Here is a 22,499-nt window from a genome sequence, read left to right on the forward strand (position 1 = left end):
ATCGGCAGGCGGTGGTCAAAAAAGACCAGCGGGCTTCCTCCGCTCCGCCTCCTCGCGGCCCTTGCCATGTGCCGGCGATGGCCTAGGGTGGGGGGATGCTGATCGACAGCCATTGTCACTTTGAGAAGGCGGCGCAGAAGGGCAACGTGGAGGCGTGGCTGCAGAACGCGCGCGAGCACGGCGTGGAGCGCCACATCACTATCGGCACCAGCCTCAAGGACTGGCCGCGCTATTATAAATTGGCGCAAGACTACCCGGGCGTGATCGACTGGACGGTCGGTATCCACCCCTGCGAGGTGGAGGAAGATTGGGAAGACCAGTTCAAGAGCATCGCCAGCTACTTTGCGACCGATCCCTTGCCGGTGGCGCTGGGCGAGATCGGGCTCGACCACTTCCATCTGCCGAAGTATCCCGACGAGGCGGCGGAGGTGAAGCAGCGCCAGGTGCAGGCCTTCAAGGCCCAACTGAGCCTTGCCTACCAGCTCGATTGCCCGGTGGTGATCCACAGCCGCCAGGCCTTTCACGAATCGGTGAAGCTGATCGACGAAAGCGGCGTGGACTGGCGCAAGGTCGTCTTCCATTGCTTCTCCGAGGGGGCCGAAGAGGTGCGCATCCTCAACGAGCGGGGCGGGCGGGCCAGCTTTACCGGCATCATCACCTACAAGAGCGCGGCCAACGTGCGCGAGGCGATGCTCGCCCAAGGGATCGACCGCCTGATGGTGGAGACCGATAGCCCTTACCTGCCACCGGAGCCGCACCGGGGCAAGCCCAACGAGCCCGCCTTCGTCCGCTTTACGGCGGAGCGCTGCGCGGAGCTGCTGGGGGTCGATTTCCGCACGCTGGAAGCCCGGGTGGAGGAAAACACGCGTGCGTTTTTTGGGCTCAAGTAAGCGACCTTGAACGCTTTCCGGCGTTTACTCGTCCAATCCCTTCGTAGATGACGCTTTCTTCTCTTGCGCTGGCGCTGCCGTTTGCGGGCTCGGAAAAGATTTCGAGCGAGTGGGCCCAATGGTTGGGCCTGGCCGCCGTCGGCTTGGCGATTATTGCGGTGGCCGCCGCGATCGGTGCCTTGCTGGGCGGGGCGCTGTGGCTCGTCAGCGAGCGGCGCAAGCGCAACCTGCTGGGCTTCGTGGCGCTGGCGGCAGCCTGCGGGGCCTTGGGGGCGATTGCCGCCGGGCGCGAAATCTCGGCCCGGCAGATCCAGGCCGAGCTGGATCGGCAGCACACCGAGCGCGTCGAAGCCCTGCTGCAGGAGCGCATCCGCCGCGAGCAGCAATGGGAGGAGCAGCAACGAGCCTTGGCCGAGCTGCGCAAGAATCCGGTGGCCGCAGCAGCCAAACGCCTGCCTCAGGCGGAGCAGTTGGCGCTGAAGGCGATGGAAGACGAGCTGATCGGCCGGCTGCGCCAGTTGAACGAACGTGTGCAGCGCTCTTATGCCGAGATGCAGGGCGTGGAGTCGCAATGGCTGCAGCCGCAAGCTCTGGAGAGCTACCGGCAGCTGCGCGAGCGCTACCGTACGCTGCGCCAGCAGTCGGAAGAGCTGGCCGACTACACCTACGGCTTTGGCGACCTCTACCAGCGAAAGCTCGACGAGCTGGAGCTGTCGGAAGAAGGCCGGAAGGTGGGCCTGGCGCAAAAGGAGAGCATCCTCCAGTCAGGCTTTTTCCTGCAATACCAGCAGGTGCGCGCCGAGGAGGTGGAGGTGCTCAACCTCGTGATCGACTACCTCGACCTGCTTGTAAACTACCCCAACCAGTGGACCTACAACGCCACGACCCAGCAGCTCGATATCGAAGACGAGCGTTTCGCGTCTGAGCTGCAGTACGTCATTTCGCAGATCGCGAGTCGGGTGCAGCAGCCGTAGGGGTCGAACGGAGTATTACGATCCGGTCTTTCCCTGACCGCCGGTCTTTTATTCGGCCAAGGCGGCAGGATTTCTCGCCCTAACTTGATCCAGGTCAAGAGAAGAGGGTGACGGGGCTTGCTTTGCGTGCCATCTGGGCTACTGTCGGATAACGCGAGCTAAATCGCTTTCTGACTGCTTCTGATGACCGCTCAACCCAAAGAGCGACCTTCTACCGGTGTTTCCGGCCGATGGCGGCTGCGTCGTGTCCAGTGGGTCGGCGTCCTTTACATCCTCGGTATCCTCCTGATCGGAACCGTCGGTGGTCTGGGCACGTTTACGTTTGGCTATGCCGAGGGTGCCGCCTACCTGGTCAACAACCCGCAGGCCTGCACGAATTGCCACGTGATGCAGGATTATTACGATTCGTGGGTCAAAGGCAGCCACGGGCACACGGCCACCTGCAACGATTGCCACCTCTCGCACCACCCGGTGGGCAAGTGGATCACGAAGGCGGATAACGGTTTTTTCCATTCCCTCGCCTTTACGCTGGGGGACTATCACGACCCGATCCAGATCAAGCCGCGCAACCGCGAGGTGACGCAGCACGCCTGCCTCTACTGCCACGAGCAGACGGTGGAAGAGATGCTGCCGATTGCCGCGCACGCTGGCCTGGGCAGCTCCGAAATGCCACACTGCATCCAGTGCCACGCCGACGTCGGCCACGCCCTCAACCGCACCCGCACCACTTTAACTCCTGAGACGACTCGCGACCCATGAGCCCTGAACCCGACTTCTCCGATAATGGCGGCTTTGCGCTGCGCCCCGTGCTGCTCCCTGTCAGCGTTTTTGTGATCGGCCTGGTTGCGGCAGTGGCAGTCGCCAGCCTGTTGATCAACATCACCCGCCAAAAGGAAGAGGCGCGGCACGTCTATGTGCGCCTCAACGAAGTCACCGAAGTCAGCACCGACCCGGTGCCCTGGGGTGGCAACTGGCCCCACCAGTTCGATTCCTACCGGCGGACGGTCGACGATTCCACCCAGCACGGCGGCTCCAGCGCACTGCCCGAGAGCAAGCTGGAGAGCGACCCGTGGCTGCGCCGTCTCTATGCGGGTTACGCCTTTGCCATCGACTACCGCGAAGCGCGCGGCCACGCCTACATGCTGCACGACCAGGAGGTGACCGAGCGGGTGACGCAGCGCCAGCAAAGCGGGGCCTGCCTGCACTGTCACGCCTCCGTCATCCCCACCTATCGCCGCGTCGGTCGCGAGCTGGCGGGCCTGCCCACTACGCAGGCAGACCTCGAAAACGGCTTCCAGTGGCAGCACGTGATGGCGGGCTTTGAAAAGCTGAGCCTCATGACTTACGAGGAGGCGCACGCCGAGCTGTTCAAGACGCCCGACGGCACGCCCGGGGTGCACAAGCCGCTGTTTGGGGACGCCGTCTATGACGAGAGCGTGCCGGGTGATCATGATGTGACGGGGCAGTTTGAAAGCCACCACGTCGGCGACGCCCACCCCGTGAGCTGTATCGACTGCCACGCGCCCGACACGATGCAGCTGCGCGTGACCCGCCCCGGCTTTGTCAAAGGCATTGCCGCGCTGGCCGAAAGCGAAGACCCGGTGCCGCACCTGCCCAGCATCGAACGCTGGCGCAAGGGCTCGCGCAGCCGCCCCTACGACCCCAACGTCGACGCCACGCGGCAGGAGATGCGCACCTTTTCCTGCGCCCAATGCCACGTGGAGTATTACTGCGCCAGCAAGGAGACGCTCTTCTTCCCTTGGCACAAGGGCCTGAAAGTGGAGCAGATCGAGGCGGTCTACAACGACCACCGCTTCCCCGACGGCAGCGACTTTTACGACTACACCCACGGCGAGACCGGGGCGAAGGTCTACAAGGCCCAGCACCCGGAGTTCGAGCTGTGGAGCCAAGGCGTGCACGCGCGCAGCGGGGTCAGCTGTGCCGATTGCCACATGCCTTATGAGCGCCAAGGTGCCACCAAGGTCAGCAGCCACTGGGTCCGCAGCCCGATGGAGACGATGGACCGCTCGTGCCAGACTTGCCACAACGTGCCCGAAGCCGAGCTGCGCGACAAGGTGGCGACGATCCAGGACCGCACGCGCAAGATGATCGACCGCAGCGCCGTCGCCATGACGGACATGCTCGACGCGATCCGGGCGGCCAAGGCGACCGACCTCTCCGAGGAAGACATCGCGCGCCTCGATGAGCTGCAGCGCAAGGCCATGTGGCGCCTCGACTTTATCAGCAGCGAAAACTCGATGGGCTTCCACGCCGATCAGGAGGCTGTGCGCATCCTGGGCGAGTCTATCGACTACAGCCGCCAGGCTCAGGCGCTCGCCAACGAGTTCCGCGCGCCGCCTCCTCCCGTCAACAACACCCCGATCGAAGAAGTCCAAGGCATCACGCCCGACAAGAGCACGGCGCAGAAGTAGGGGGCTCGCTCAGTCGATGGGCGGCAGCGGGGCGGCAAAGGCCTGCACGAGGGTCTGCAGGGCGGGGCCGGTCTTGCCGCGCCGCCAGGCGATCAGCAGCTCCGTTACCGCGCCCTCGTCGGCCAGCGGGAGGATGCGCATCGAGGGCAGGATGCGGTTGCGCATAAAGCCCGGCACGATGGCCACCGCCTCTTCGTTGACCACCAGCGCAAAGGCGTCGTCGCTCGTCACCGCGCGGGAGACGAAGCGGGGCTTGAAGTGGCCGTATTGCTGGCACCAGCGCGTGATGGTGTGGTTCATGCCCGGCACGGCGTCCTCGGAGGTGCCGACAAACTTCTCGTGCTTCAGCTCGGCCAGATGCACCTGCTTTTGTTGGGTCAGCGGATGGCAGCCCGGCAGGGCCACGTAGGCGCGGATCATGACGAGCTTGCGGGTGTAAAATTCGTCCGCCAGCACCTTGCCGTTGTCGTCGGTCAAGACCAGATCGAGCTCGCCCGCGCGTAGCCCGGCAATCTGCTCGCCCGGGCTCAGGTCGAAGAGCTTCAGGCGCATCGGCCCATGCTGCTGGCGGAAGCGGATCAGCGCCGGCTCCAGAAATTCTGCCGCAGCCGAGGCCAGGTAGCCGATGCGGAGCTGCTCCTCGTGCCCCTGCACAGTCTGTCGTACGTCGTCGAGCGCCGCGTCGACTTGCTCCAGCAGGGGGCGCAGCTTTTCCGCGAGCGCCTGCCCGCCTTTGGTCGGCAAGACTCCCGTGGAGCTGCGCTCGAGCAGCGGGCCGCCCAGCTCGTGCTCCAACGCCTGCATCTGCCGGGAAAGGGCGGGCTGGGAGATACGCAGCCGGGTGGCGGCGCGGTGCAGGCTACCCTCTTCGAGCACGGTGAGAAAGGCGCGGATACGGCTGAGCATCGGCTGCTTTTGTGATGCGTTTTGTGCATCGCGGCAACACCCAACCGGCATTTTTCAGCATCGCGGCGGCTTGGTATACTACTCCCATGAACCACACACTCGTTTCTCCTGCCGAACTCATCGACAGCCTCAACTGGCGCTACGCCACCAAACTGTTCGATACCGAACGCCCGCTCGAGCCCGAGCTGGTCTCCCAAATCGAAGAGGTGCTGACCCTTTCCGCCTCCAGTGGCGGTCTCCAGCCCTGGAAGTTCGTCCTCGTGTCCGACCACGAGACGAAGCAGAAGCTGCAAGCTGCCGCCTATGGGCAGGTGCAGGTTGGCACGGCCTCCCACGTGGTGGTCTTTGCCGCCCGCAAGCATTACACGGCCAAGGATGTCGACGAGGTGATCGCCAACATTGCCGAGACGCGCAACATCCCGGTCGAGTCGCTCGAAGCCTTCCGCGGCATGCTTGTCGGCGGCATCGTCGAAGCGATGGACGAGCCCACCCGCCAGACCTGGGCCGCCAAGCAGACTTACATCGCCCTCGGCAACCTCCTGACCAGCGCCGCCGTGCTCGGCATCGACGCCAGCCCGATGGAAGGTTTCTCGGTGCCCGAATTTAATGAGATCCTGGGCCTGGACGCGCTCGATCTCACCGCCACGGTGATCGCGCCCATCGGCTACCGCTCGGCGGACGACAAATACGCCGCCTACGCCAAAGCGCGCCTGCCCAAGGAAAAGCTGATCATCCGCGTCTAGTAGTAGATAAGCCAACAGGTAGACTGAGCAGAAGGCCGGCCTCTTCCCAGGGGTCGGCCTTCGTTGCAATCGGTTGGGGAGCGCAGACCGGCTAGGCCCGGGCGGTGGAGCCCATGGAGGAGGTATTGCTGCGCTCGGCTTCGGTGGAGGAGGCGTCGGGCGTGGCCGGAGGGCGTTTTTCGGCGCGTTTCTTGGCCAGCTCACGCATGTCGACCGCCAGGTCGGAGTGTTCGTAGATCTCGTCGCCCAGCAATTGCTCCACGATGTCTTCCATCGAGATGACCCCGGCGGTAGAGCCAAACTCGTCGACCACCACCGCGATCTGCTGGTGCTTGCGCAGGAACAGCTGCATGGCGTCGAGCGCACTGGCGGTTTCGGGCACAAAGACGGCGTCGCGCATCAAGTCCCGCATGGTCAGCTCTTCCTGGTCCTCGCCATAGGCTTCGAGGATGTCGCGGCGGCGCACGATGCCGATCACGTCGTCGATATTCTCCTCGTAGACGGGGATGCGGGCAAAGGGGATGTTGCGGAAGTCGTTCATCACTTCGCCTACATTAGCTGTAGCGCGCAGGAACATCACCACCGTACGGGGCGTCATGATGTCTTCCACGCGCTTGTCGTCGAGGCTGAGGGCGTTGGAGACGAGGTCGCGCTCGCTGTCGGTCAGGGCTCCCATCTTGGCGCTGCGCTCGGCCAACAGGCGGATTTCCTCTTCCTGCTCCTCCTCCGTCGGCGCGGGTACCACCACCACAAAGGAGAGGAGCTTGCGCGCGAGGAAGCTGAACGGCTTCATGAAAATGCGGATCGCCAGCAGCGGGTCGACCAGCCAGGGGCCGAGCGAGCGGCGGTAGGCCACCCCGATGTTTTTGGGGATGATCTCCGAAAAGACGAGGATCGCCACCGTCATGAACGCTGTGAGCAGCCAGACGCCGGAGACGACCCAGATTTGCGCGTCGGCAATGACGGGGATGCGTGTGCCGAGGGCACCGACTACGATCGAGCCGGCGGTGTTGGCGATCGTGTTGAGCGTGAGGATGGAGGCGCTGCTCTCCTCGATCGTCTCCTTGAAGTGGCCGAGCAGACGCCCGCGACGGGGGTGCTCTTTCTTCATCGTCTCGGTCTCCGCCACGGTGGTCGAGAGGATGAAGGCCTCCAGCAACGAGCAGAAAGCCGAGGTGCCCAAGGTAAAGGCAATGGCCAGGATAAAGGCTACCATCGCGCCCGCCTTTCCAGCGTGGGCGCCTCAAGGGCCGTGGGGCAGCAGGCCGTTTGCCTGCCGCGACTACTCTCACCTTCGCAATCGTCGGCGTCGCTCATCATGCATTGCCCACACTCGGGGCAGGGTTGGGAGCGTTGCCCAAAACCTGCCCCTTGGCAAGTGCATGTCGTGCGAAAGTCTCGTTACGCCGATTACTGGCGGCGGAAGAAGCTGATTTCTTCTTCCTCGCCGCCCACCTGCAGCTCTTCTTCGTCGTGGCGGGCCGAGCCGTTTTTGCCGGCGTAGGCGTTAGAGGTCGGCTTGGTGGGCGCGGCCACGCGGGGCCGGCTCGACTGGGGGCGCGGCTCCGGCTTGGGCGTAGCGCGTGTTTCGTCCTGCGGGTGCGTTTCGCGCTGCGCGGCCTGCTTTCCGCCGCCGCGGATGATCTCGTTGAGCTGGCCGACGGCGCCCTGCAGCTCTTGCGCGAGCGCGTTCAGCTCCTGGGCCGAGGAGGAAGACTCCTGCGCCCCGGCGGCGTTTTTCTGCACCACCGCATCCATCTCCAGGATCGCTTTGCCGACTTGCCCGACGCCAGAGGACTGCTGCACGGAGGCATCGGCTACACTCGTGAGCAGCTGCGCCACGTTGGTGGCTTTTTCGCTCAGGGCGTGGAAGACTTCGTTGCAGTCTTCGACCAGTTGGGCGCCCTTCTGGATGCGCCCCACGCCGTTGTCGATCATCGCCGTGGTGGTGCGGGCCGCTTCGGCGGAGCGGTTGGCGAGGTTGCGCACTTCTTCGGCCACCACGGCAAAGCCGGCTCCCGATTCGCCCGCGCGGGCCGCTTCCACTGCCGCGTTGAGCGCCAGCAGATTGGTCTGGAAGGCGATCTCGTCGATCGTGCGGATGATCTTTTGCGTCTCTTGATTGGCGTCGGCGATCTCCTGCATGCTCCGGGTGAGGTTGGCAAGGCGGTCGCTGGCGTCCTCGATGGAGGCCAACGCTTCCTGCATCATGCGGTTGCAGCTCTGGGAATGCTCCGCGTTGCTCTTGGCCATGGAGGAGATTTCTTCCAGCGAGGCGGAGGTCTCTTCAATCGCCGCCGCCTGCTGGCAGGAGCCCGCCGCCAGCTCGTTGCTGGAGTGGGCGATGAAATTCGAGGCCGAGGCGACTTGCTCGGAGCTGTTGGAGAGGAACTCGCTCGTGCGCGTCAGCTCGCGGGTGATGTTGCGGCTGATCGCGATGCCAAAGGGGATGAGGCCGCCGAGGGTGATGATCCCGGCGATGCCGAGCGCGGTCCATTGCAGCTTGTGCGTCTCTGCTTCGAGCGCGGCTAACATTTCGTCCTGGGCTGCCTGCACGTTGTCGAGGTAGGCACCGCCGCCCACCCACAAGTCGAACCCGGGGACCGCTGCGGCGTAGGAAATCTTGGGTACCACGCCGACGCCGGGCTTTTCGTAGACGTAGCGCACGGTGCCGCCACCCTGCTTCACCTGCTCGTACAGCTTGTCCAGATAAGGGAAACCAGCGGCATCGAGCTCGCCCGTGCGGTCGACCCCGATCTTGTCGGTATCGAGCGGGTGAGCGACGGTCGTGAGCCCACGGTAGGCAAAAATGTAGCCGCTCTGGTCGGTCCCGAAGCGCAAAGGCTCCAGCATGGCGCGCGTCGTCTCGTCGCGCTCTTCCACGGGGGTGCGTTCCAGCACTTTCGACACCTCGAACGCCATGGCGTCGACCAGCGTCTGGACTTTGTCCTGCTCCGCCTGCAACACGAGTCGGGCGATTTGCTCATCCGCAACCTCGGTGGCGCGGACAAGGCCGTAGTAGCTGGAAAACCCGAGCACGGCAGCCGTAATGACCGCGAGCAGGACCAAACCGTGAATTTTGCGGGAAACTGAAAGCTTACGTGACATGAGGGGGACCGGTTAAGAATAGCAACTTTTCCACTCTTTAAGTCGCCCGCCGCGTTTAAACTTTAATTAAAAGCCGTAGAAAAAGTTCTACGGCTTTTTCTTTAGATGAATGGCGTTATCGCCTGTATAAGCGGCTCAGGATCACTGGCTAATGAGATGCGATGTTTGTTTCATAAATCGCACTGCGTGAATATACCAAAATGCCTAATGCTAATCATTAGCGGCGTGCAAGTTGACAAAACTAACGTTCTGCTTCAATCCGAGCTTCCTCCTGCCTGATCGCACGACGTTTACTTTCGCTCGTCAACGGCTTGCGCGCGCCCTCGCGGCGGACGAACGTCCCTGCCGGCTCCTCCACCTCCACCAGGCGACTTGGGGCGACCGGTGCCGCCTGCGGCTGAGGCTTGGCCCGGCCGGGCTGCCCACGAATGATGCGGTTGAGGTCGAGCACGGCCTTCTTCAGCTCCTGGGCCAGCGAGTGCAGCTCCTGAGCGGAGGAGGACGATTCTTGTGCGCCCGCCGCATTGCGCTGCACGACAGAATCCATTTCCACAATCGCGGTGCCGACTTGACCGACGCCGGCAGACTGCTGCACGGAGGCCTCCGCCACGGTGGTCAGGACCTCGGCCACCCGGTCGGTCTTCTCGCCCAGACGGGTAAAGACGGCGTTGCACTCCCGGACGAGGCGGGTGCCATGGTCGATACGGCCCACCCCGGTCTCGATCAGTACGGTGGACGAGCGGGCGGCCTCGGCCGAGCGGTTGGCGAGGTTGCGCACCTCATCGGCCACCACCGCAAAGCCGGCGCCCGATTCACCTGCGCGGGCCGCTTCCACGGCGGCATTGAGGGCGAGCAAGTTGGTCTGGAAGGCAATCTCGTCGATCGTGCGGATGATCTTCTGCGTTTCCTGGTTGGACTGGGCGATGGCTTCCATGCTCTTGGTCAACTCGTTGAGGCGGGTGCGGGCCTCGCCAATCGCGGTGAGCGCCTCCTGCATCAGGCCGTTGCAGCTTTGCGCGTGGCCCGAGTTGCTGCGCGCCATCGAAGAGATTTCCTCCAACGAAGCTGAAGTCTCTTCGATCGCCGCCGCCTGCTCCGCCGCGCCGGAGGCGAGATCGTGGCTCGATTGCGCGATGAAGCCCGAGGCCGCCGCCACCCGCTCGGAATTGATGGAGAGCTGCTCGCTGGTGCGCTTGAGCTGCCCCGTGATGTGGCGGCTGATGAGCAGACCAAACGGCAGCAGGCAGACGACGATGAGCCCGCCGGAAAGGCTGTTGCCCAGCCACTGCAGACGCCCAGCCTCGGCCTGCAGGCCTGCCAGCATCGTCTCCTGCAGGCGCTGCACGTTGTCGAGGTAGACGCCGCTTGCGAGCCAGGTGTCGGTGCCCGGGATCAGCATGGCGTAGGTCACTTTGGGGGTGGGACCGGCACCGGGCTTGTCGTAGGTGTATTCGACGAAGCCACCGCCTTCCTCCATCACGCGTTGGTTCATCTCCACGATGTGGGCGGCTGGCTCTTCTGCATCTTCGGCAGGCGCAGCGGCGCTGGCCGCGACAAAGTCGGGACTGATCGGCAAAGCTACGATCTGCGTGCCGCGCCCGGAGAAAAAGTAGCCGCTCTCGTCGGCCTCGTAGCGGATCGGCTGAAGGACGTCGCGGATCTTCGCGTCTTTGGCGTCCCTGGTTTCAAGCGGGGCGACTTGCGTGCCCAGATCTGCCGCCAGCGTCTGGACGGCGAGCTGGATGCGGCCTTTTTCGCCCTCCAGCACGAGGGTGGTGATGTCGTTGCGGGCCACCTCGGCCATGCGCGTGAGGGTGAAATGGCAGGAGATGGCGAGCAGCAGGGCGATGAGGGTCGACAGCCCCAGAAGGAGCTGGATCTTACGTGGAGCGGAGAGGGTGGAGAACATGATGCAAGGCGACTGAAGGTGAGCGCTATATCTGCACTCATCGGCCCGCCGCCCGGCAAGTTTGCTGCCTCAGCTCATTCTGTATGAATTATACCACCTGTAATTGTAAATTGGCTAAAGATGCGCAACCGCGAGTCCTGCTCTGGGCCTCGCGGAGCGTTTGGGTTGGCGCCTAGTCGTGGCGCTTGAGGAAGCTCAGCTCTTGTTCGAGCGGCACTTCCGTCGAGCGGGCCAACGGGCGCGCGGGGGCTTTGAGCACCGAGACGACGGCCTTGGGGCGGGCGGCGGGGGCCGGTTTCGCCTTGGCTGGCTGGCCCTTCGCGGCCTTGCCCTTTTGCTGGCGCTTGCCGGTCTTCTTCGCGCCCCGGATGATCTGGTCGAGGCGGCGGACCGAGCCGAGCAGGTCTTGCGCGAGCGTGCTCAGCTCTTCGGCGGACGATGAAGACTCTTCGGCCACGGCGGCGTTCTTTTGCACCACCGAGTCCATCTCCTGCACCGCCTTGCTCACCTGGCCCACGCCGGAAGACTGCTGCTGCGAGGCGTCGGCCACGCCGGTCAACAAGTGGGCGACCTGGCCCGACTTCCGGTTGAGGGCAAGGAAGACTTCGTTGCAGTCCTGCACGAGGTGGTTGCCTTCGTCGATGCGCTTGACGCCGGTCTCGATCAACGCGGAGGTGGAGCGGGCGGCTTCGGCCGAGCGGTTGGCCAGGCTGCGCACTTCTTCGGCCACCACGGCAAACCCGGCCCCGGCTTCACCGGCGCGCGCGGCCTCCACGGCAGCGTTGAGCGCCAGCAGGTTGGTCTGGAAAGCGATTTCGTCGATCGTCTTGATGATCTTCTGCGTCTCCTTGTTGGAGGCGGCGATGGCGGTCATGCTCTGGGTCAGGCGCTCAAGGCGGGCGCTGGCGTCCTGCAGCGAGGTCATCGTCTCCTGCATCAGGCCGTTGCATTCGTTGGCGTGCTCGGCGTTGCTGCGCACCATGGAGGAGATTTCCTCCAGCGAGGCCGAAGTCTCTTCGATCGCGGCTGCCTGTTGGCAAGACCCGGTCGAAAGTTGGTTGCTGGAGTCTGCAATCGAATGGGCAGCGGTGGCCACCTGCTCCGAGCTTTGGAAGAGGAAGTCGCTCGTTTGCGAGAGCTGACGGCTGATATTGCGGCTGATCAACAAGCCGAGCGGCACAAACAGGCCGAAAATCACGATCCCGGCGGCGCTCATCGCAATCCACTGCACCTTGAAGGCTTCCGCTTCCAGCGCGTTCGTGATGGCGGCATGTGCGGCGACGACGTTGTCTTCATACACGCCGGTGCCGATCCACACATCCGTGCCGACGATCGGGCTGACGTAGGAAATCTTGGGCTGGGGGCCAAAGCCTGGCTTCTCCGTGACGTAAGGCACGAAGCCGCCACCGCTCTGCGCCACCTTGTTCATCTCCTGCACAAAGAGCCGTCCGTTGACGTCGATATCGCCCGCGTAGTCGCCGCCGATTTTCTTGGTCGGATGTGCGACGCTGAACGTCTCGCGGTAGGCAAAGACATAACCGCTGCCGTCTTCTTCAAAACGGATCGGCTTGAGGCGCTCGCGAATTACGTCATCGCGTTGCGAGGCCGGCAGTTTTGCCAGCTCCGCCGAAAGCGAAGAAGCCATGCTGTCGAGCATCAGGCGCAGGCGGTTCTTTTGAGCCTCCTGAATGCGTTCGACCATCAAACGCTGGGAGACAGACGTCGCCGTGGTAAGGGCAAAATAACCGGCCCCTGCAAGCATCACGGCAATGACAACCGCGAGGAGGACCAGCAACCTGATTTTCAGGGAAGCAGAAAGACGGGAATACATCGGGAAAAGACCTTTCAAAGGGTCCGTCTTAATACGGCTTTTTCCCGCGCTACTTCAGCCTATCTGCAAACAGGGCGTCTTTTCAGTAAACGTAATCTCCGGGGTCGCCTTACATAAGCGGAAGCGACCTACGATCCGCGTAGGCCGCTTCGAATCTCCGTCAGTCAAAATCGCTACTCGTGGCGCTTGAGGAAGGTCAGCTTTTCCTCATCATCGAAGGGCACTTCGCCGAAGTCGGCGGCCGACATGTCATTGGCTTTCTTCAAGACAGACGAGCCGTTGATCTTCTTGGGCAGAGGCGCCGCACCGTTGACCTTCAGTGAAGGGCTGCGCAGGGGCGTCTTGGCCGGCTTGGGGGCGGGGGCCTGCCGGGCAGGCTCCTGCTCCGGCAGCTCTTCAGTCGCTTTGCGGGCCGACTTCTTCGCGCCGCGCACGATCTGGTCGAGCTGGGCGACGGACTGTTGCAGCTCGGCCGCCAATGCGCTGAGCTCTTCCGCCGAAGCGGAGGACTCTTCGGCCCCGGCAGCGTTCTTCTGCACCACCGAATCCATGTCCTGCACGGCCTTGCTCACCTGCCCTACGCCGGAGGATTGCTGGACGGAGGCGTCGGCCACTCCCGTGAGGAGCTGGGCGACTTGGCTCGACTTGTCGGTCAGGCTGGCGAAGACCTCATTACACACCTTGACCAATGTGTTGCCCTCTTCCATGCGTTGGACGCCGGTCTCGATCAGCGCGGAGGTCGATTTGGCCGCCTCGGCCGAGCGGTTGGCCAGGCTGCGGACTTCTTCCGCCACCACCGCGAACCCGGCGCCAGCCTCGCCCGCCCGGGCCGCCTCGACGGCGGCATTGAGCGCGAGCAGGTTGGTCTGGAAGGCGATCTCGTCGATCGTGCGGATGATCTTTTGCGTTTCCTGGTTGGAACGGGCGATGGCATCCATGCTGCGCGTGAGCATCTCCAGGCGCGTTGTCGCGTCTTCCAGCGCGGCCATCGTTTCCTGCATCAAGTGGTTACACTGTTGCGAGTTCTCGGCGTTGCTCTTGGCCATCGACGAGATTTCTTCCAGCGAGGCCGAGGTTTCCTCGATCGCGGCGGCCTGTTGGCAGGCACCGGAAGACAGGTCGTTGCTGCTGGCGGCAATCGCATGGGCGGCGGTGGCCACCTGATCGGAGCTGTGGGAAAGAAAGTCGCTCGTCTGCGTCAGCTGCCGGGTGATGTTGCGGCTGATCACATAGGCCATGGGGAGCAGGACGAAGATGATGAGCCCCGCGCCGATACCGGCCGTCAACCACTGGATCTTGAAGGCTTCGGCTTCGATCGCCTCCAGCACTTCTTCCCGCGCCGCCTGCAGGTTGTCGAGGTAGACGCCGCTGCTGATCCATACATCCGTGCCGGGGACGAGGCAGGCGTAGGACACTTTGGGCACGCGGCCAAAGCCCGGCTTTTCCGTGATGTAGTGCACAAAGCCGCCACCTTCTGCGGCCTGGCGGGCCAATTCCTGCATGTAGGCAAAGCCGTTTTCGTCGCGCTGGTTGGTAAAGTCGCTACCCGGCTCGCGGTCGGGGTGGTAGACCGTGATCGTGCCGCGGTAGGCAAAGATGTAGCCGCTATTGTCTTCTTCGAAGCGGACCGGGCGCACCATGCGGCGGATCGCCTCGTCCGGGGCTTGGCCGGGGGCGAGCATCTGCAGCTCTTCCGCCACGGTAGCGGCTACGGCGTGCAGCATCACCCGCAGCTTTTCTTCCTGCGCTTCGTTGACCTGTTCCTCGGCCTCACGCTCGGCCACGTGGGTGGCTTCGTTCAGGCCGTAGTAGCCGCCCATCAGGAGCAGCATGGCGATGGCAACAGCCAGCAATACCAGCAGGCGAATCTTGAGGGAGGCGGAAAATTTCGAGAACATGCAAATTAGCGTTGAGTTTACGCCTTAGAAGACGGACTAAACGCCCTCTGCTTTGCTCCGAACTGGGGGCCTGGAAATGTAAAAAAAAGCGCTTCCCAGGTGGAAAGCGCGTCGCTCCAACGCCTGAATCAACAGGCGATCAGCCCATCTTGCGCCGCACCACGGTCGGCACCGGCGTGGGCGCCTTGCGCGGGTAGTCGAGCGTGAAGTGGAGGCCGCGGCTCTCCTGGCGCTGCATCGCGCAGCTGATCACCATGTCGGCCACCTCGATCAGGTTGCGCAGCTCCAGCAGGGCGGGCTCGACCTTGAAGTTCCAGTAGTATTCGTGGATCTCCGTCTTCAGCTGCTTGATGCGGCGCTGCGCACGGCGGAGGCGCTTGGTCGTGCGCACGATGCCCACATAGTCCCACATGGCGTGTTTCAACTCGCTCCAGTTGTGGGTCAGCACCACGCGTTCGTCGCTGTCGGCGATGTCGCCCTCCACCCACGGCGGCAGGTCGTCCATCGCGGCGGGGGCGGTTTCTAGGTAGCGGTTGACTGCTTCGCTGCCGCGGTGGGCCATCACCACGGCCTCAAGCAGGCTGTTGCTGGCCAGGCGATTGGCGCCGTGCAAGCCAGTGCAGGCGACTTCTCCGCAGGCGTAGAGGCCCGCGATGTCGGTCTCGGCGTTCATGTTGGTGGCGACGCCGCCGCAGAGGTAGTGCATGGCGGGCACCACCGGGATGTAGTGCTGCGCCATGTTGATGCCGTGCTTTTCGCAGGCGGCAAAAATACTGGGGAACTTGTGGCGCAGCTCTTCTTCGCTGCGGTGCGTGATGTCGAGCCACACGTGGGGAGAGCCGCTCTTCTTCATCTCGCTGTCGATCGCGCGGGCCACGATATCGCGCGGCGCCAGGTCTTTGCGCTCGTCGTAGCGCACCATAAAGGCCTCGCCGTCGAGGTTGCGCAGGATCGCGCCCTCGCCCCGCACGGCTTCGCTGACGAGGAAGCGCTCTTCGGTGTGCGTAAAGAGTGCGGTGGGGTGGAACTGGATAAACTCCATGTTGCGGATCTCCGCCCCGGCCCGGTAAGCCATGGCGATGCCGTCGCCCGTAGCGATGCTCGGGTTGGTGGAGTAGAGGTAGACCTGGCCCACGCCCCCTGTGCTCAACATCACCACCGGCGCTACGTAGGTGTGCACGCGGTGCTCCTTTACGTCGTAGGCGTAGAGGCCGACAATGCGGTTGAGCGTGTCGGGCACGCGGTAGCCGCTAAGGGCCAGCTTGCGACTGGTGATCAGGTCGACCGCCAGCATGTGCTCCAGCATCGTGATGTTGGGCGAATTCTCGATCGCATGCAGCAGGGCCTCTTCGATCGCCTTGCCCGTGATGTCCTGCACGTGGAGGATCCGGCGCTTGGAGTGGCCGCCCTCGCGGTGCAGGCTCACCCGCCCGTCGTCGAGCTGCGAAAACTCCACCCCGGTGCGGATCAGCTCCTGGATGCGCTCGGGTGCGTCGCCCACAATGGTGCGGACCACCGACTCGTCGCACATGCCGTCGCCGGCGTTCAGCGTGTCCTGCACGTGCAGCTCGAAGTCGTCCGTCGACGAGGTGACGGCGGCGATCCCGCCCTGTGCATAGTTGGTGTTGCTCTCCGCCCGGTCCTTTTTCGTGAGGATGCAGACTTTGCGGCCTGCGGCGGCCATCTTGAGGGCGAAGGTGAGGCCGGCAATGCCACTACCGACTACCAGGACGTCATACTGAAATTGTGACATGAATCTGAACGTGCAGTTCGCACCACTAAAGGCGTCAGCCCTTCACAACGCAAGAATCCTACAGGGATTTCTCACCGCAGGCCCGCCCCTAACGGGTATGGCATCGAAACTGCGTCGTAACATCTCCACCCCAAAACGACCTATGAAATACGGAAATGCCTTCTTTGCCGGCGTCGTCGGCGCCCTTGCCTTCACTCTCGTCGTGAGCCTGCTGCGGCTCATCGGCCTGCCCCTCAACCTCGGCCTGACCGTCGGCACGCTCTTCGGCTTCGAGCCAGAGGTCGCCTTCTGGCCGGGCTTCTGCATCCACCTCGTGGCGGGCGGGGTGTTTGGCCTCGTCTACGCCGCGATATTCGAATACGGCTCGCACCGCGCGGGCGTGGGCCCCGGGGCGCTGATCGGCGCCATCCACGGTGTGCTCAGCGGCCTGAGCATGCTCGCGATGCCCCTTATCCACCCGCAGATGCCCGACGTGCTTCCGGCGCCCGGCGCGTTCGCGATCAACTACGGCTTCTGGTCTGCCGTAGTGTATTTTGGGATGCACGTGGCATTCGGCGCAATCGTGGGACACCTATACCGCCCCGTGCTCCACACCCGCCTCTCAGGCCTGCGGCATTTGAACCCGAGCCAGAGCAGCTAAGGGCGGGTAGCCCGGCCCTATAGCTGTCGCTTGGATTTCTTGCGGTCGCGGACGAGGATCTCGACGATGAGCGAGAAGCCCCCGATGGCCGCGCCGAGGAAAAAGATGATCGCAAGGCCGGGGTAGCCGAAGAGGCTGAAGCTCGTCTCCACCCGCATCAGCAGGGCCGCCCCGATGATGACGGCAGCGAGGATGATCCCGATGGTGATGCGGTTGGCGATCTTCTGGAAACCCTCCATGAGGAAGTTTTCGTCGATCGCGTCCACCTTCAGGCCGATCCGGTTGTCGGAGAGGGTGTTGAGCAGGCGGTTGAGCCGGGAGGGCGTCTGCTCCAGCAAGTCTTTCCATTCCAGGCTGTTTTGCAGCACGCGGGGCACGGAGAGCGTTTCCTTGAGTTTGCTGCTTACGGCCTCGGTCGCGTATTTGCGCACCGCCTGGGCGGGCTGGAACTCCGGGTGCAGGCGCAGGGCCGCCAGGTCGAGATTCATCAGCGTCTTGCCCAGCAGGTTGATTTCGGCCGGCAGGCGCACGTAGTGCTCGGCGCAGGCCCGGATGAGCGCAAACACCGTCTCGCCCATCGACTGCATGGCCACGCTGGCCTCCCGCTGCGACAGGACGATGCGGCTGACATCGTGCTCGAAGCTGAAGCGGTCGAACGCCGGGCCGGCCTGCCCGATCTTGAGGGCCATCTGGCAGGTGTCCTTGCCCCGCCCCTCGGAGAGCGCGAGCAGGAACTGCAGCATGTTTTCCTGCAAGTCGGGGCTGAAGCGGGCGCAGAGCCCGAAGTCGAGGATGCAAAGCCGCCCCTGAGTGGTGAGCAACAGGTTGCCGGGGTGGGGGTCGGCATGGAAATAGCCGTGCATCAGCACTTGCCGCAGGTAGGCGTGGAAGAGGTCCTGGATCATCTCCTCGCCGGGCAGGCGCAGGCGGTCGCGCTCGTCGAGCTTGCTGACTTTCACGCCGTTGACGCGCTCCATCACCAGCACGCGCTCGGTGCAAAGCCGGTCGACGGTCCAGGGCACGTAGAGGTTGCGAAACTGGTTGATGCTCTCGCGCAGGTGCTTCTGGGCGCGGGCTTCGACGGAGAAATCCAACTCGACCTGCAAGTGGTGGCGGAACTCGCGGATCAGGTCGGCAAAGTGGTAGCGCTCGCCCCACGAGGTGTGGGCGTCGACTTGCTCCGCCACCAACTCCATGCCCGAGAGGTCGCGCAGGATCTGTTGACGGATGTTGGGCCGCTGGACCTTGACCACCACGTCTTCGCCACTCGGCAGGCGGGCGGCATGCACTTGCGCCAGCGAGCCGCTGCCGAGGGGCTCCTTGCAAAATTCGCTGAAGATGGCGCCGGGTGGCGAGCCCAGCTCGGCCTCGATCACCGATTCGACTTCCTCGATGCTGATCGGCTTCACCTTGTCCTGCAGGCGCGCCAAGGCTTCCCGATAGGCGGGGGCGAGCAGCTCCGGGCGGGTGGAGAGCAGTTGGCCCAGCTTGACGTAGGTCGGCCCAAGGTCTTCCAGATCGCGCGCAAATTTTTCGGGCGATTCAGGAGGCTCGTCAGTCACATGCTCACGCTTGAGCGGAGCACGGCCATGGCGGGCGAGAAGACGGAATAGCTGGAGATACTGCCGGAGGTAGGCCGGACGAAACGAGGTCATGCGAGAGAGGGAAGAGAGGGAGGGCGGGCGTGTTCCAGAGCAGTTCCGTTTTGCAGCGGAAGTGCTCTAAAGGCTCATCGAAGGGTAGAGCTGGCCGCCATCCTGCCGCACATACTTCAGCTCGTGCAGGCACATCTCGAAGTGGGCGCGATGTTCCAGCACCAGTTGCAGGGTGGTGGAGTCCATCACGTCTTGCAGGGCCTCGTCATAGGCGTCGAGGGCCTGCTGCTCACGTTCGATCAGGCTGTCGAGCAGGTGGTCGGGCTTGGGAGTGGCGATGGCGGCCCGCAACTCTTCCCAGCTGTGGCTGACGGATTCCATCAGTGAGCCGCCTTCCTCCACCTCGTGGCCGAGGCTGCGGATGCGTTGCGTCAACTGTTGGGCGCACTGGCGGCGCTGTTCCGTCATCTGGGCGAGGCGGTCGGCCAGCTCAGGATATTTGGATTTGAGGTGGTGAGAGGTAAATTCCAGCTTGTAGGCACTGTCACGGCATTCTTCGCGCAGCTGCCGCAAGCGGTCCACCAACATGTCGGCGAGGTCTTCCATGGTTGCGATAGGGGAGGCAATTTCGTTGATATAGTCCTTTTTAGCATTGCCCATCGCGTACCAATCCGGCGGAAAGAGGGAAGAAGCGGCCTAAAACAAGGCATTTACCGCAGGTGAAAAGGAGGATTTGGGACAATTTCCCATGCGTAACGCAAGTGGAGGGGTGGTTGTGCCGTTCAACTTGCATTTGCCATCGTCTGGTTGGACCACCGTTTCCGTGCCCAGTGCAATCCGAAGGCAAGGGCGACACCCAACGCGATGAAGAGGAAAATGCGGTCGGCCTGCACCTCGAAGGTGGCGCTGCCCAAGCCCACCAGCGGGACGCTGGTGATGACGAAGACGGGCCAGCCGATGCCATAATAGAGGCGCGCAGGGATGTGCGCGGCGGCGAGGCCGTAGATCTTGCCGATGTAGGGCGGCCCCGGGATCAGCGTGGTGAAAAACGTGACCATGGCCTGGCTGCGCAAGCTGGCCTTGCTCAGTGAGTCGATGCGCTGGCCGAGGCATTTTTGTGCCAGCCCACGCAAGGGCCCGCGCCCGAGGGGCAGGGCGGCCAGCAACTGCAGCAGCACGACCACCGCGACCACCAGCATGCCCCAGCCGAAGCCGAAACGCAGGCCGGTGATGAAGAGGGTGATCGAGATCGGGAAGCCGAACATGGGCAGGAAGAGGATCGCAGCGATCACCCAGGCGGGGTGCGCGCCACGTGCCCAGTCCTGCATCTCTTCGGCTTCGAGGCCCTGTTGCATCAGGAAAAAGCCGAGGCCGAAGAGCCCGAGCAGGAGGAGCGCCCAAAAAATGCGTTTGGTCGTCATGAAGGCTTCAGTTCCAGATCGACAATCAGCGGCAAGTGGTCGCTGGCGAGGCGCGTCTGGCGGTCGGTCGGCCGAGCGATGGCGCGGACGTTCCAGTGCGGGGAGAGCCAGATGTGGTCGACGCGCGCAACCGGCTTGACGGAGGGCAGCGTGGCGAGCGGCGTGTGGTGCGGCAGCTCCAGTTGGGCGTCGCGCAGCTTTTCCGCCATCAGGCGGTAGGCCTGCGTCTGGGGCAGGGCATTGAAGTCGCCCATCACCACCAGCGGCGAATCGTCGTCTACCTGGTGCAGCCACTGGCTGTTGAGCAGCTGCCTGGCCTGGCGCGAGCGTTCGCCCGGATGAAGGCCCCAGTGGGTGTTGAAGACATGCACGAGGCGGCCGTCGATCTTCAGCTCGATCCACAGGCTGCCGCGCAGCTCGCGACGGGAATCGACCCGATCTTGCACGTAGTTTTGCGCCTGGCGAATCTCCAGGCTTTCGCGCGTGAGCAGGGCGATGCCGTATTTGCCGCTGCCATGCGGGCGCACGGGAAGAAAGGCGTGGTGGTAGCCCAGCATCTCGGCCAGGTCTTTGGGCTGGTCGGAGCGGCGGGAGCGCTCGACATCCACATCCACCTCCTGCAGCGCCACCACGTCGGGCGCAAAGCGGCGGATGATCCGGGCGATGCGGGGCAGGTCGAGCCGCAGGTCTACGCCTTGGCAATGGTGCACGTTGTAGGTCATCACCCGGAGGCGACGCGTCGGGTAGTTGCGCTCCAGCGAGGGGATGTTGCCGACGTTGACACTGGTGGGGACTTCGTCCGGCGCGCGCAACACCACCCGAGGGGCCTGCCGCGCGGTCGCTTCCTCCTGGTGGCGCAGGTGCTGGGCGAGGTCGTGCAGGTCGCTGGGGCGCAGGTAGGGGCGCTTGATCTTGATCTGCGGGGGCACGAGCACAAAGCCGTGCGTCTCCGAGCGACCGGGCCCGGCGTGGCTACCGTGCTCGTGGGCAAAAGTCATCGGTTGGGCCCAGTGGCGCCACCCGCTCAAGACGAGGTCGCCGGCCTGCTTGGTGCGCACGAGGTAATCCAGGTCGCGGATCACAGCCTCGGGGAAAGGGTGGTGGGGGCCGCACAGGGCCGACTGCACCTCCGCCAGCGGCTGGTCGCCCGTCTTGGCTGAGACGGCGCGGACTTCACCGTCGGGCCCTGCCTGGTAGAGCGCCCACGGCACGCTGTGCTGCTCGGTGAGGGCACGGGCGTAGGCCGCCTTTTGTTGAGGGGAGGGGATTTCGGGCCAGTAGACCTGAGCCAGCGGCCCCATCGAGCAGAGGCGAACGCCTTCCAGCGGGTCGGGCCCTTCGTCGCGGGGCGAGCCGGCAAACATCCGGCGCCCGCGCTCGTGATACATGTTCACGGTATCGGTGCGCTCGGTGGAGTATTTCTCGCCGCTGATTTCCTTGAGCACCTGGCCGAGATCGCGCCCGGTTTCCTTGCGGTAGTAGATGGTGTCTTCCTGCCCGTGGTCGGAGTAGATGAGCACCTCGTAGCGGCGCTTGGTGCTCCGCTCGGCGGCGGCCACCATGTCGCGCACGGTGTTGTCGATCCCGCGCAGGGTCCAGTGGGCAAAGCGGGAGCTGGGCCCGCGGCGGTGGGCCTGCTCGTCGTAGCCGATCAGGTTGCAGTGCACGATGGGCAGGCCGTCCTCCACATCATGCATCACCTGATAGCGGATGATCTCGCGCAGGAGGATGCAGATCGAGACGCGGGCGGGCACGAAAATCGTCTCTTTGGGCAGCTCTCGGAGGTCCATCGAACCGCGGACGGCATCGGAGACCGCAAGGCCGCTCTCCATCAGGCCCAGCCACGCGACCTTGGAGGTGCGCTTGAGGTGGGTGGTGAGCAGGCTGGCCCAGGTCTTGGGGCTGAAGTAGCGCAACGCCGTCTGCGGGCCAAAGACTTGGGCGCAGAAGTGGGGGCGAAGGGCGCCGGCGCAGTAGATGTTGGAGTAGCTGGAGCCGCCCCGCAGGAGAGGCTCGGCCAGGCCGCGCGCGCGGTCCGCCACGGCGGAGGCACATTCGGCCTGATACATGCGGAATTCACGACCTTCATCGCGGTCGTAGTAGCTGAAAGCGGGAACGGCGCTCTTGGCCTTGTAAAAGATCTCTGCCTGGACGGCGGGGGTCGAGGAGGGCAGGCCGGAATAATGATCCATCAACTGGTAGCCCTGATTGTGCAGGAGGCGACGCAGAAAAGGCATCCGGCCCTGGCGAAGTGCGCGTTCCAGCTGAGGGCGAGCCAAGGCGTCGATCTGGATCATCAGGACGCCGGGCGGTCTGGAATCGGTGGGCGAGGACATTGTCGTCTCTCTTAGCAAACCCCTTGCCGCTCCTGCAAATTGCTGTAAAACAGCCCTTTGCGA

General features: G+C 63.9%; 17 protein-coding genes. 6 read left to right on the forward strand and 11 right to left on the reverse strand.

Annotated features, from left to right (window positions below; genetic code table 11):
• Window positions 1-95: 95 nt before the first annotated feature.
• The 4 genes from Q7P63_10720 to Q7P63_10735 all read left to right on the forward strand — a co-directional run bounded on the left by Q7P63_10720 (window position 96) and on the right by Q7P63_10735 (window position 4,296).
• Window positions 96-890, forward strand: a complete 795-nt coding sequence (locus Q7P63_10720; protein MDP0500561.1) for a TatD family hydrolase — start codon at window positions 96-98, stop codon at window positions 888-890.
• Window positions 891-937: 47 nt separating this feature from the next.
• Window positions 938-1,864, forward strand: a complete 927-nt coding sequence (locus Q7P63_10725; protein ID MDP0500562.1) for a hypothetical protein — start codon at window positions 938-940, stop codon at window positions 1,862-1,864.
• A gap of 183 nt (window positions 1,865-2,047) precedes the next feature.
• A complete protein-coding gene (gene nrfH / locus Q7P63_10730) occupies window positions 2,048-2,623 on the forward strand; it encodes a cytochrome c nitrite reductase small subunit (protein ID MDP0500563.1) in 576 nt (191 codons plus the stop codon).
• On the forward strand, window positions 2,620-4,296 hold the full coding sequence (locus Q7P63_10735) for an ammonia-forming cytochrome c nitrite reductase subunit c552 (GenBank protein ID MDP0500564.1): 1,677 nt from the start codon (window positions 2,620-2,622) through the stop codon (window positions 4,294-4,296). Before nrfH ends, Q7P63_10735 begins: the two co-directional genes overlap by 4 nt.
• A gap of 9 nt (window positions 4,297-4,305) precedes the next feature.
• Here Q7P63_10735 and Q7P63_10740 read toward each other — a convergent pair whose 3' ends face one another.
• Window positions 4,306-5,202, reverse strand: a complete 897-nt coding sequence (locus tag Q7P63_10740; GenBank protein MDP0500565.1) for a LysR family transcriptional regulator — start codon at window positions 5,200-5,202, stop codon at window positions 4,306-4,308.
• An 86-nt stretch (window positions 5,203-5,288) separates the two neighbouring features.
• On the opposite strand from Q7P63_10740, the gene Q7P63_10745 reads away from it, so the two are divergent.
• The gene (locus Q7P63_10745; protein MDP0500566.1) at window positions 5,289-5,945 is read left to right on the forward strand and encodes an NAD(P)H-dependent oxidoreductase; all 657 of its coding nucleotides are present in this window, start codon (window positions 5,289-5,291) and stop codon (window positions 5,943-5,945) included.
• 91 nt (window positions 5,946-6,036) lie between these two features.
• Here Q7P63_10745 and Q7P63_10750 read toward each other — a convergent pair whose 3' ends face one another.
• The 6 genes from Q7P63_10750 to nadB all read right to left on the reverse strand — a co-directional run bounded on the left by Q7P63_10750 (window position 6,037) and on the right by nadB (window position 16,444).
• Window positions 6,037-7,161, reverse strand: a complete 1,125-nt coding sequence (locus Q7P63_10750) for a hemolysin family protein (GenBank protein MDP0500567.1) — start codon at window positions 7,159-7,161, stop codon at window positions 6,037-6,039.
• A gap of 194 nt (window positions 7,162-7,355) precedes the next feature.
• Complete coding sequence (locus Q7P63_10755; protein MDP0500568.1) at window positions 7,356-9,053, reverse strand: methyl-accepting chemotaxis protein; 1,698 nt, start codon at window positions 9,051-9,053, stop codon at window positions 7,356-7,358.
• 241 nt (window positions 9,054-9,294) lie between these two features.
• Window positions 9,295-10,962: a methyl-accepting chemotaxis protein gene (locus Q7P63_10760; GenBank protein MDP0500569.1), complete on the reverse strand. Its 1,668-nt coding sequence runs from the start codon at window positions 10,960-10,962 to the stop codon at window positions 9,295-9,297.
• A gap of 172 nt (window positions 10,963-11,134) precedes the next feature.
• On the reverse strand, window positions 11,135-12,757 hold the full coding sequence (locus Q7P63_10765; GenBank protein MDP0500570.1) for a methyl-accepting chemotaxis protein: 1,623 nt from the start codon (window positions 12,755-12,757) through the stop codon (window positions 11,135-11,137).
• Between the two features lie 209 nt (window positions 12,758-12,966).
• A complete protein-coding gene (locus tag Q7P63_10770) occupies window positions 12,967-14,691 on the reverse strand; it encodes a methyl-accepting chemotaxis protein (GenBank protein MDP0500571.1) in 1,725 nt (574 codons plus the stop codon).
• 139 nt (window positions 14,692-14,830) lie between these two features.
• Complete coding sequence (nadB, locus tag Q7P63_10775; protein ID MDP0500572.1) at window positions 14,831-16,444, reverse strand: L-aspartate oxidase; 1,614 nt, start codon at window positions 16,442-16,444, stop codon at window positions 14,831-14,833.
• 142 nt (window positions 16,445-16,586) lie between these two features.
• Between nadB and Q7P63_10780 the strand changes: the two genes are divergently transcribed.
• On the forward strand, window positions 16,587-17,084 hold the full coding sequence (locus Q7P63_10780; GenBank protein MDP0500573.1) for a hypothetical protein: 498 nt from the start codon (window positions 16,587-16,589) through the stop codon (window positions 17,082-17,084).
• 17 nt (window positions 17,085-17,101) lie between these two features.
• Here the strand turns inward: Q7P63_10780 and Q7P63_10785 are convergent, their stop codons facing one another.
• The 4 genes from Q7P63_10785 to Q7P63_10800 all read right to left on the reverse strand — a co-directional run bounded on the left by Q7P63_10785 (window position 17,102) and on the right by Q7P63_10800 (window position 22,436).
• On the reverse strand, window positions 17,102-18,739 hold the full coding sequence (locus tag Q7P63_10785; GenBank protein ID MDP0500574.1) for an AarF/UbiB family protein: 1,638 nt from the start codon (window positions 18,737-18,739) through the stop codon (window positions 17,102-17,104).
• Between the two features lie 66 nt (window positions 18,740-18,805).
• On the reverse strand, window positions 18,806-19,285 hold the full coding sequence (locus Q7P63_10790; protein ID MDP0500575.1) for a PA2169 family four-helix-bundle protein: 480 nt from the start codon (window positions 19,283-19,285) through the stop codon (window positions 18,806-18,808).
• A gap of 176 nt (window positions 19,286-19,461) precedes the next feature.
• A complete protein-coding gene (locus tag Q7P63_10795; protein MDP0500576.1) occupies window positions 19,462-20,100 on the reverse strand; it encodes a hypothetical protein in 639 nt (212 codons plus the stop codon).
• Complete coding sequence (locus Q7P63_10800) at window positions 20,097-22,436, reverse strand: endonuclease/exonuclease/phosphatase family protein (protein MDP0500577.1); 2,340 nt, start codon at window positions 22,434-22,436, stop codon at window positions 20,097-20,099. Before Q7P63_10800 ends, Q7P63_10795 begins: the two co-directional genes overlap by 4 nt.
• Between the last annotated feature and the right edge of the window lie 63 nt (window positions 22,437-22,499).

This window comes from Verrucomicrobiota bacterium JB022, assembly GCA_030673845.1.
Lineage (GTDB): Bacteria > Verrucomicrobiota > Verrucomicrobiia > Opitutales > Oceanipulchritudinaceae > WOUP01.

Bases quoted from the DNA above. Each gene is read 5' to 3' on its own strand.
- Q7P63_10720 (MDP0500561.1), top strand. From the start codon at position 96: ATGCTGATCGACAGCCATTGTCACTTTGAGAAGGCGGCGCAGAAGGGC.
- Q7P63_10725 (MDP0500562.1), top strand. From the start codon at position 938: ATGACGCTTTCTTCTCTTGCGCTGGCGCTGCCGTTTGCGGGCTCGGAA.
- nrfH (MDP0500563.1), top strand. From the start codon at position 2,048: ATGACCGCTCAACCCAAAGAGCGACCTTCTACCGGTGTTTCCGGCCGA.
- Q7P63_10735 (MDP0500564.1), top strand. From the start codon at position 2,620: ATGAGCCCTGAACCCGACTTCTCCGATAATGGCGGCTTTGCGCTGCGC.
- Q7P63_10740 (MDP0500565.1), bottom strand. From the start codon at position 5,202: ATGCTCAGCCGTATCCGCGCCTTTCTCACCGTGCTCGAAGAGGGTAGC.
- Q7P63_10745 (MDP0500566.1), top strand. From the start codon at position 5,289: ATGAACCACACACTCGTTTCTCCTGCCGAACTCATCGACAGCCTCAAC.
- Q7P63_10750 (MDP0500567.1), bottom strand. From the start codon at position 7,161: ATGGTAGCCTTTATCCTGGCCATTGCCTTTACCTTGGGCACCTCGGCT.
- Q7P63_10755 (MDP0500568.1), bottom strand. From the start codon at position 9,053: ATGTCACGTAAGCTTTCAGTTTCCCGCAAAATTCACGGTTTGGTCCTG.
- Q7P63_10760 (MDP0500569.1), bottom strand. From the start codon at position 10,962: ATGTTCTCCACCCTCTCCGCTCCACGTAAGATCCAGCTCCTTCTGGGG.
- Q7P63_10770 (MDP0500571.1), bottom strand. From the start codon at position 14,691: ATGTTCTCGAAATTTTCCGCCTCCCTCAAGATTCGCCTGCTGGTATTG.
- nadB (MDP0500572.1), bottom strand. From the start codon at position 16,444: ATGTCACAATTTCAGTATGACGTCCTGGTAGTCGGTAGTGGCATTGCC.
- Q7P63_10780 (MDP0500573.1), top strand. From the start codon at position 16,587: ATGAAATACGGAAATGCCTTCTTTGCCGGCGTCGTCGGCGCCCTTGCC.
- Q7P63_10785 (MDP0500574.1), bottom strand. From the start codon at position 18,739: ATGACCTCGTTTCGTCCGGCCTACCTCCGGCAGTATCTCCAGCTATTC.
- Q7P63_10790 (MDP0500575.1), bottom strand. From the start codon at position 19,285: ATGGAAGACCTCGCCGACATGTTGGTGGACCGCTTGCGGCAGCTGCGC.
- Q7P63_10795 (MDP0500576.1), bottom strand. From the start codon at position 20,100: ATGACGACCAAACGCATTTTTTGGGCGCTCCTCCTGCTCGGGCTCTTC.
- Q7P63_10800 (MDP0500577.1), bottom strand. From the start codon at position 22,436: ATGTCCTCGCCCACCGATTCCAGACCGCCCGGCGTCCTGATGATCCAG.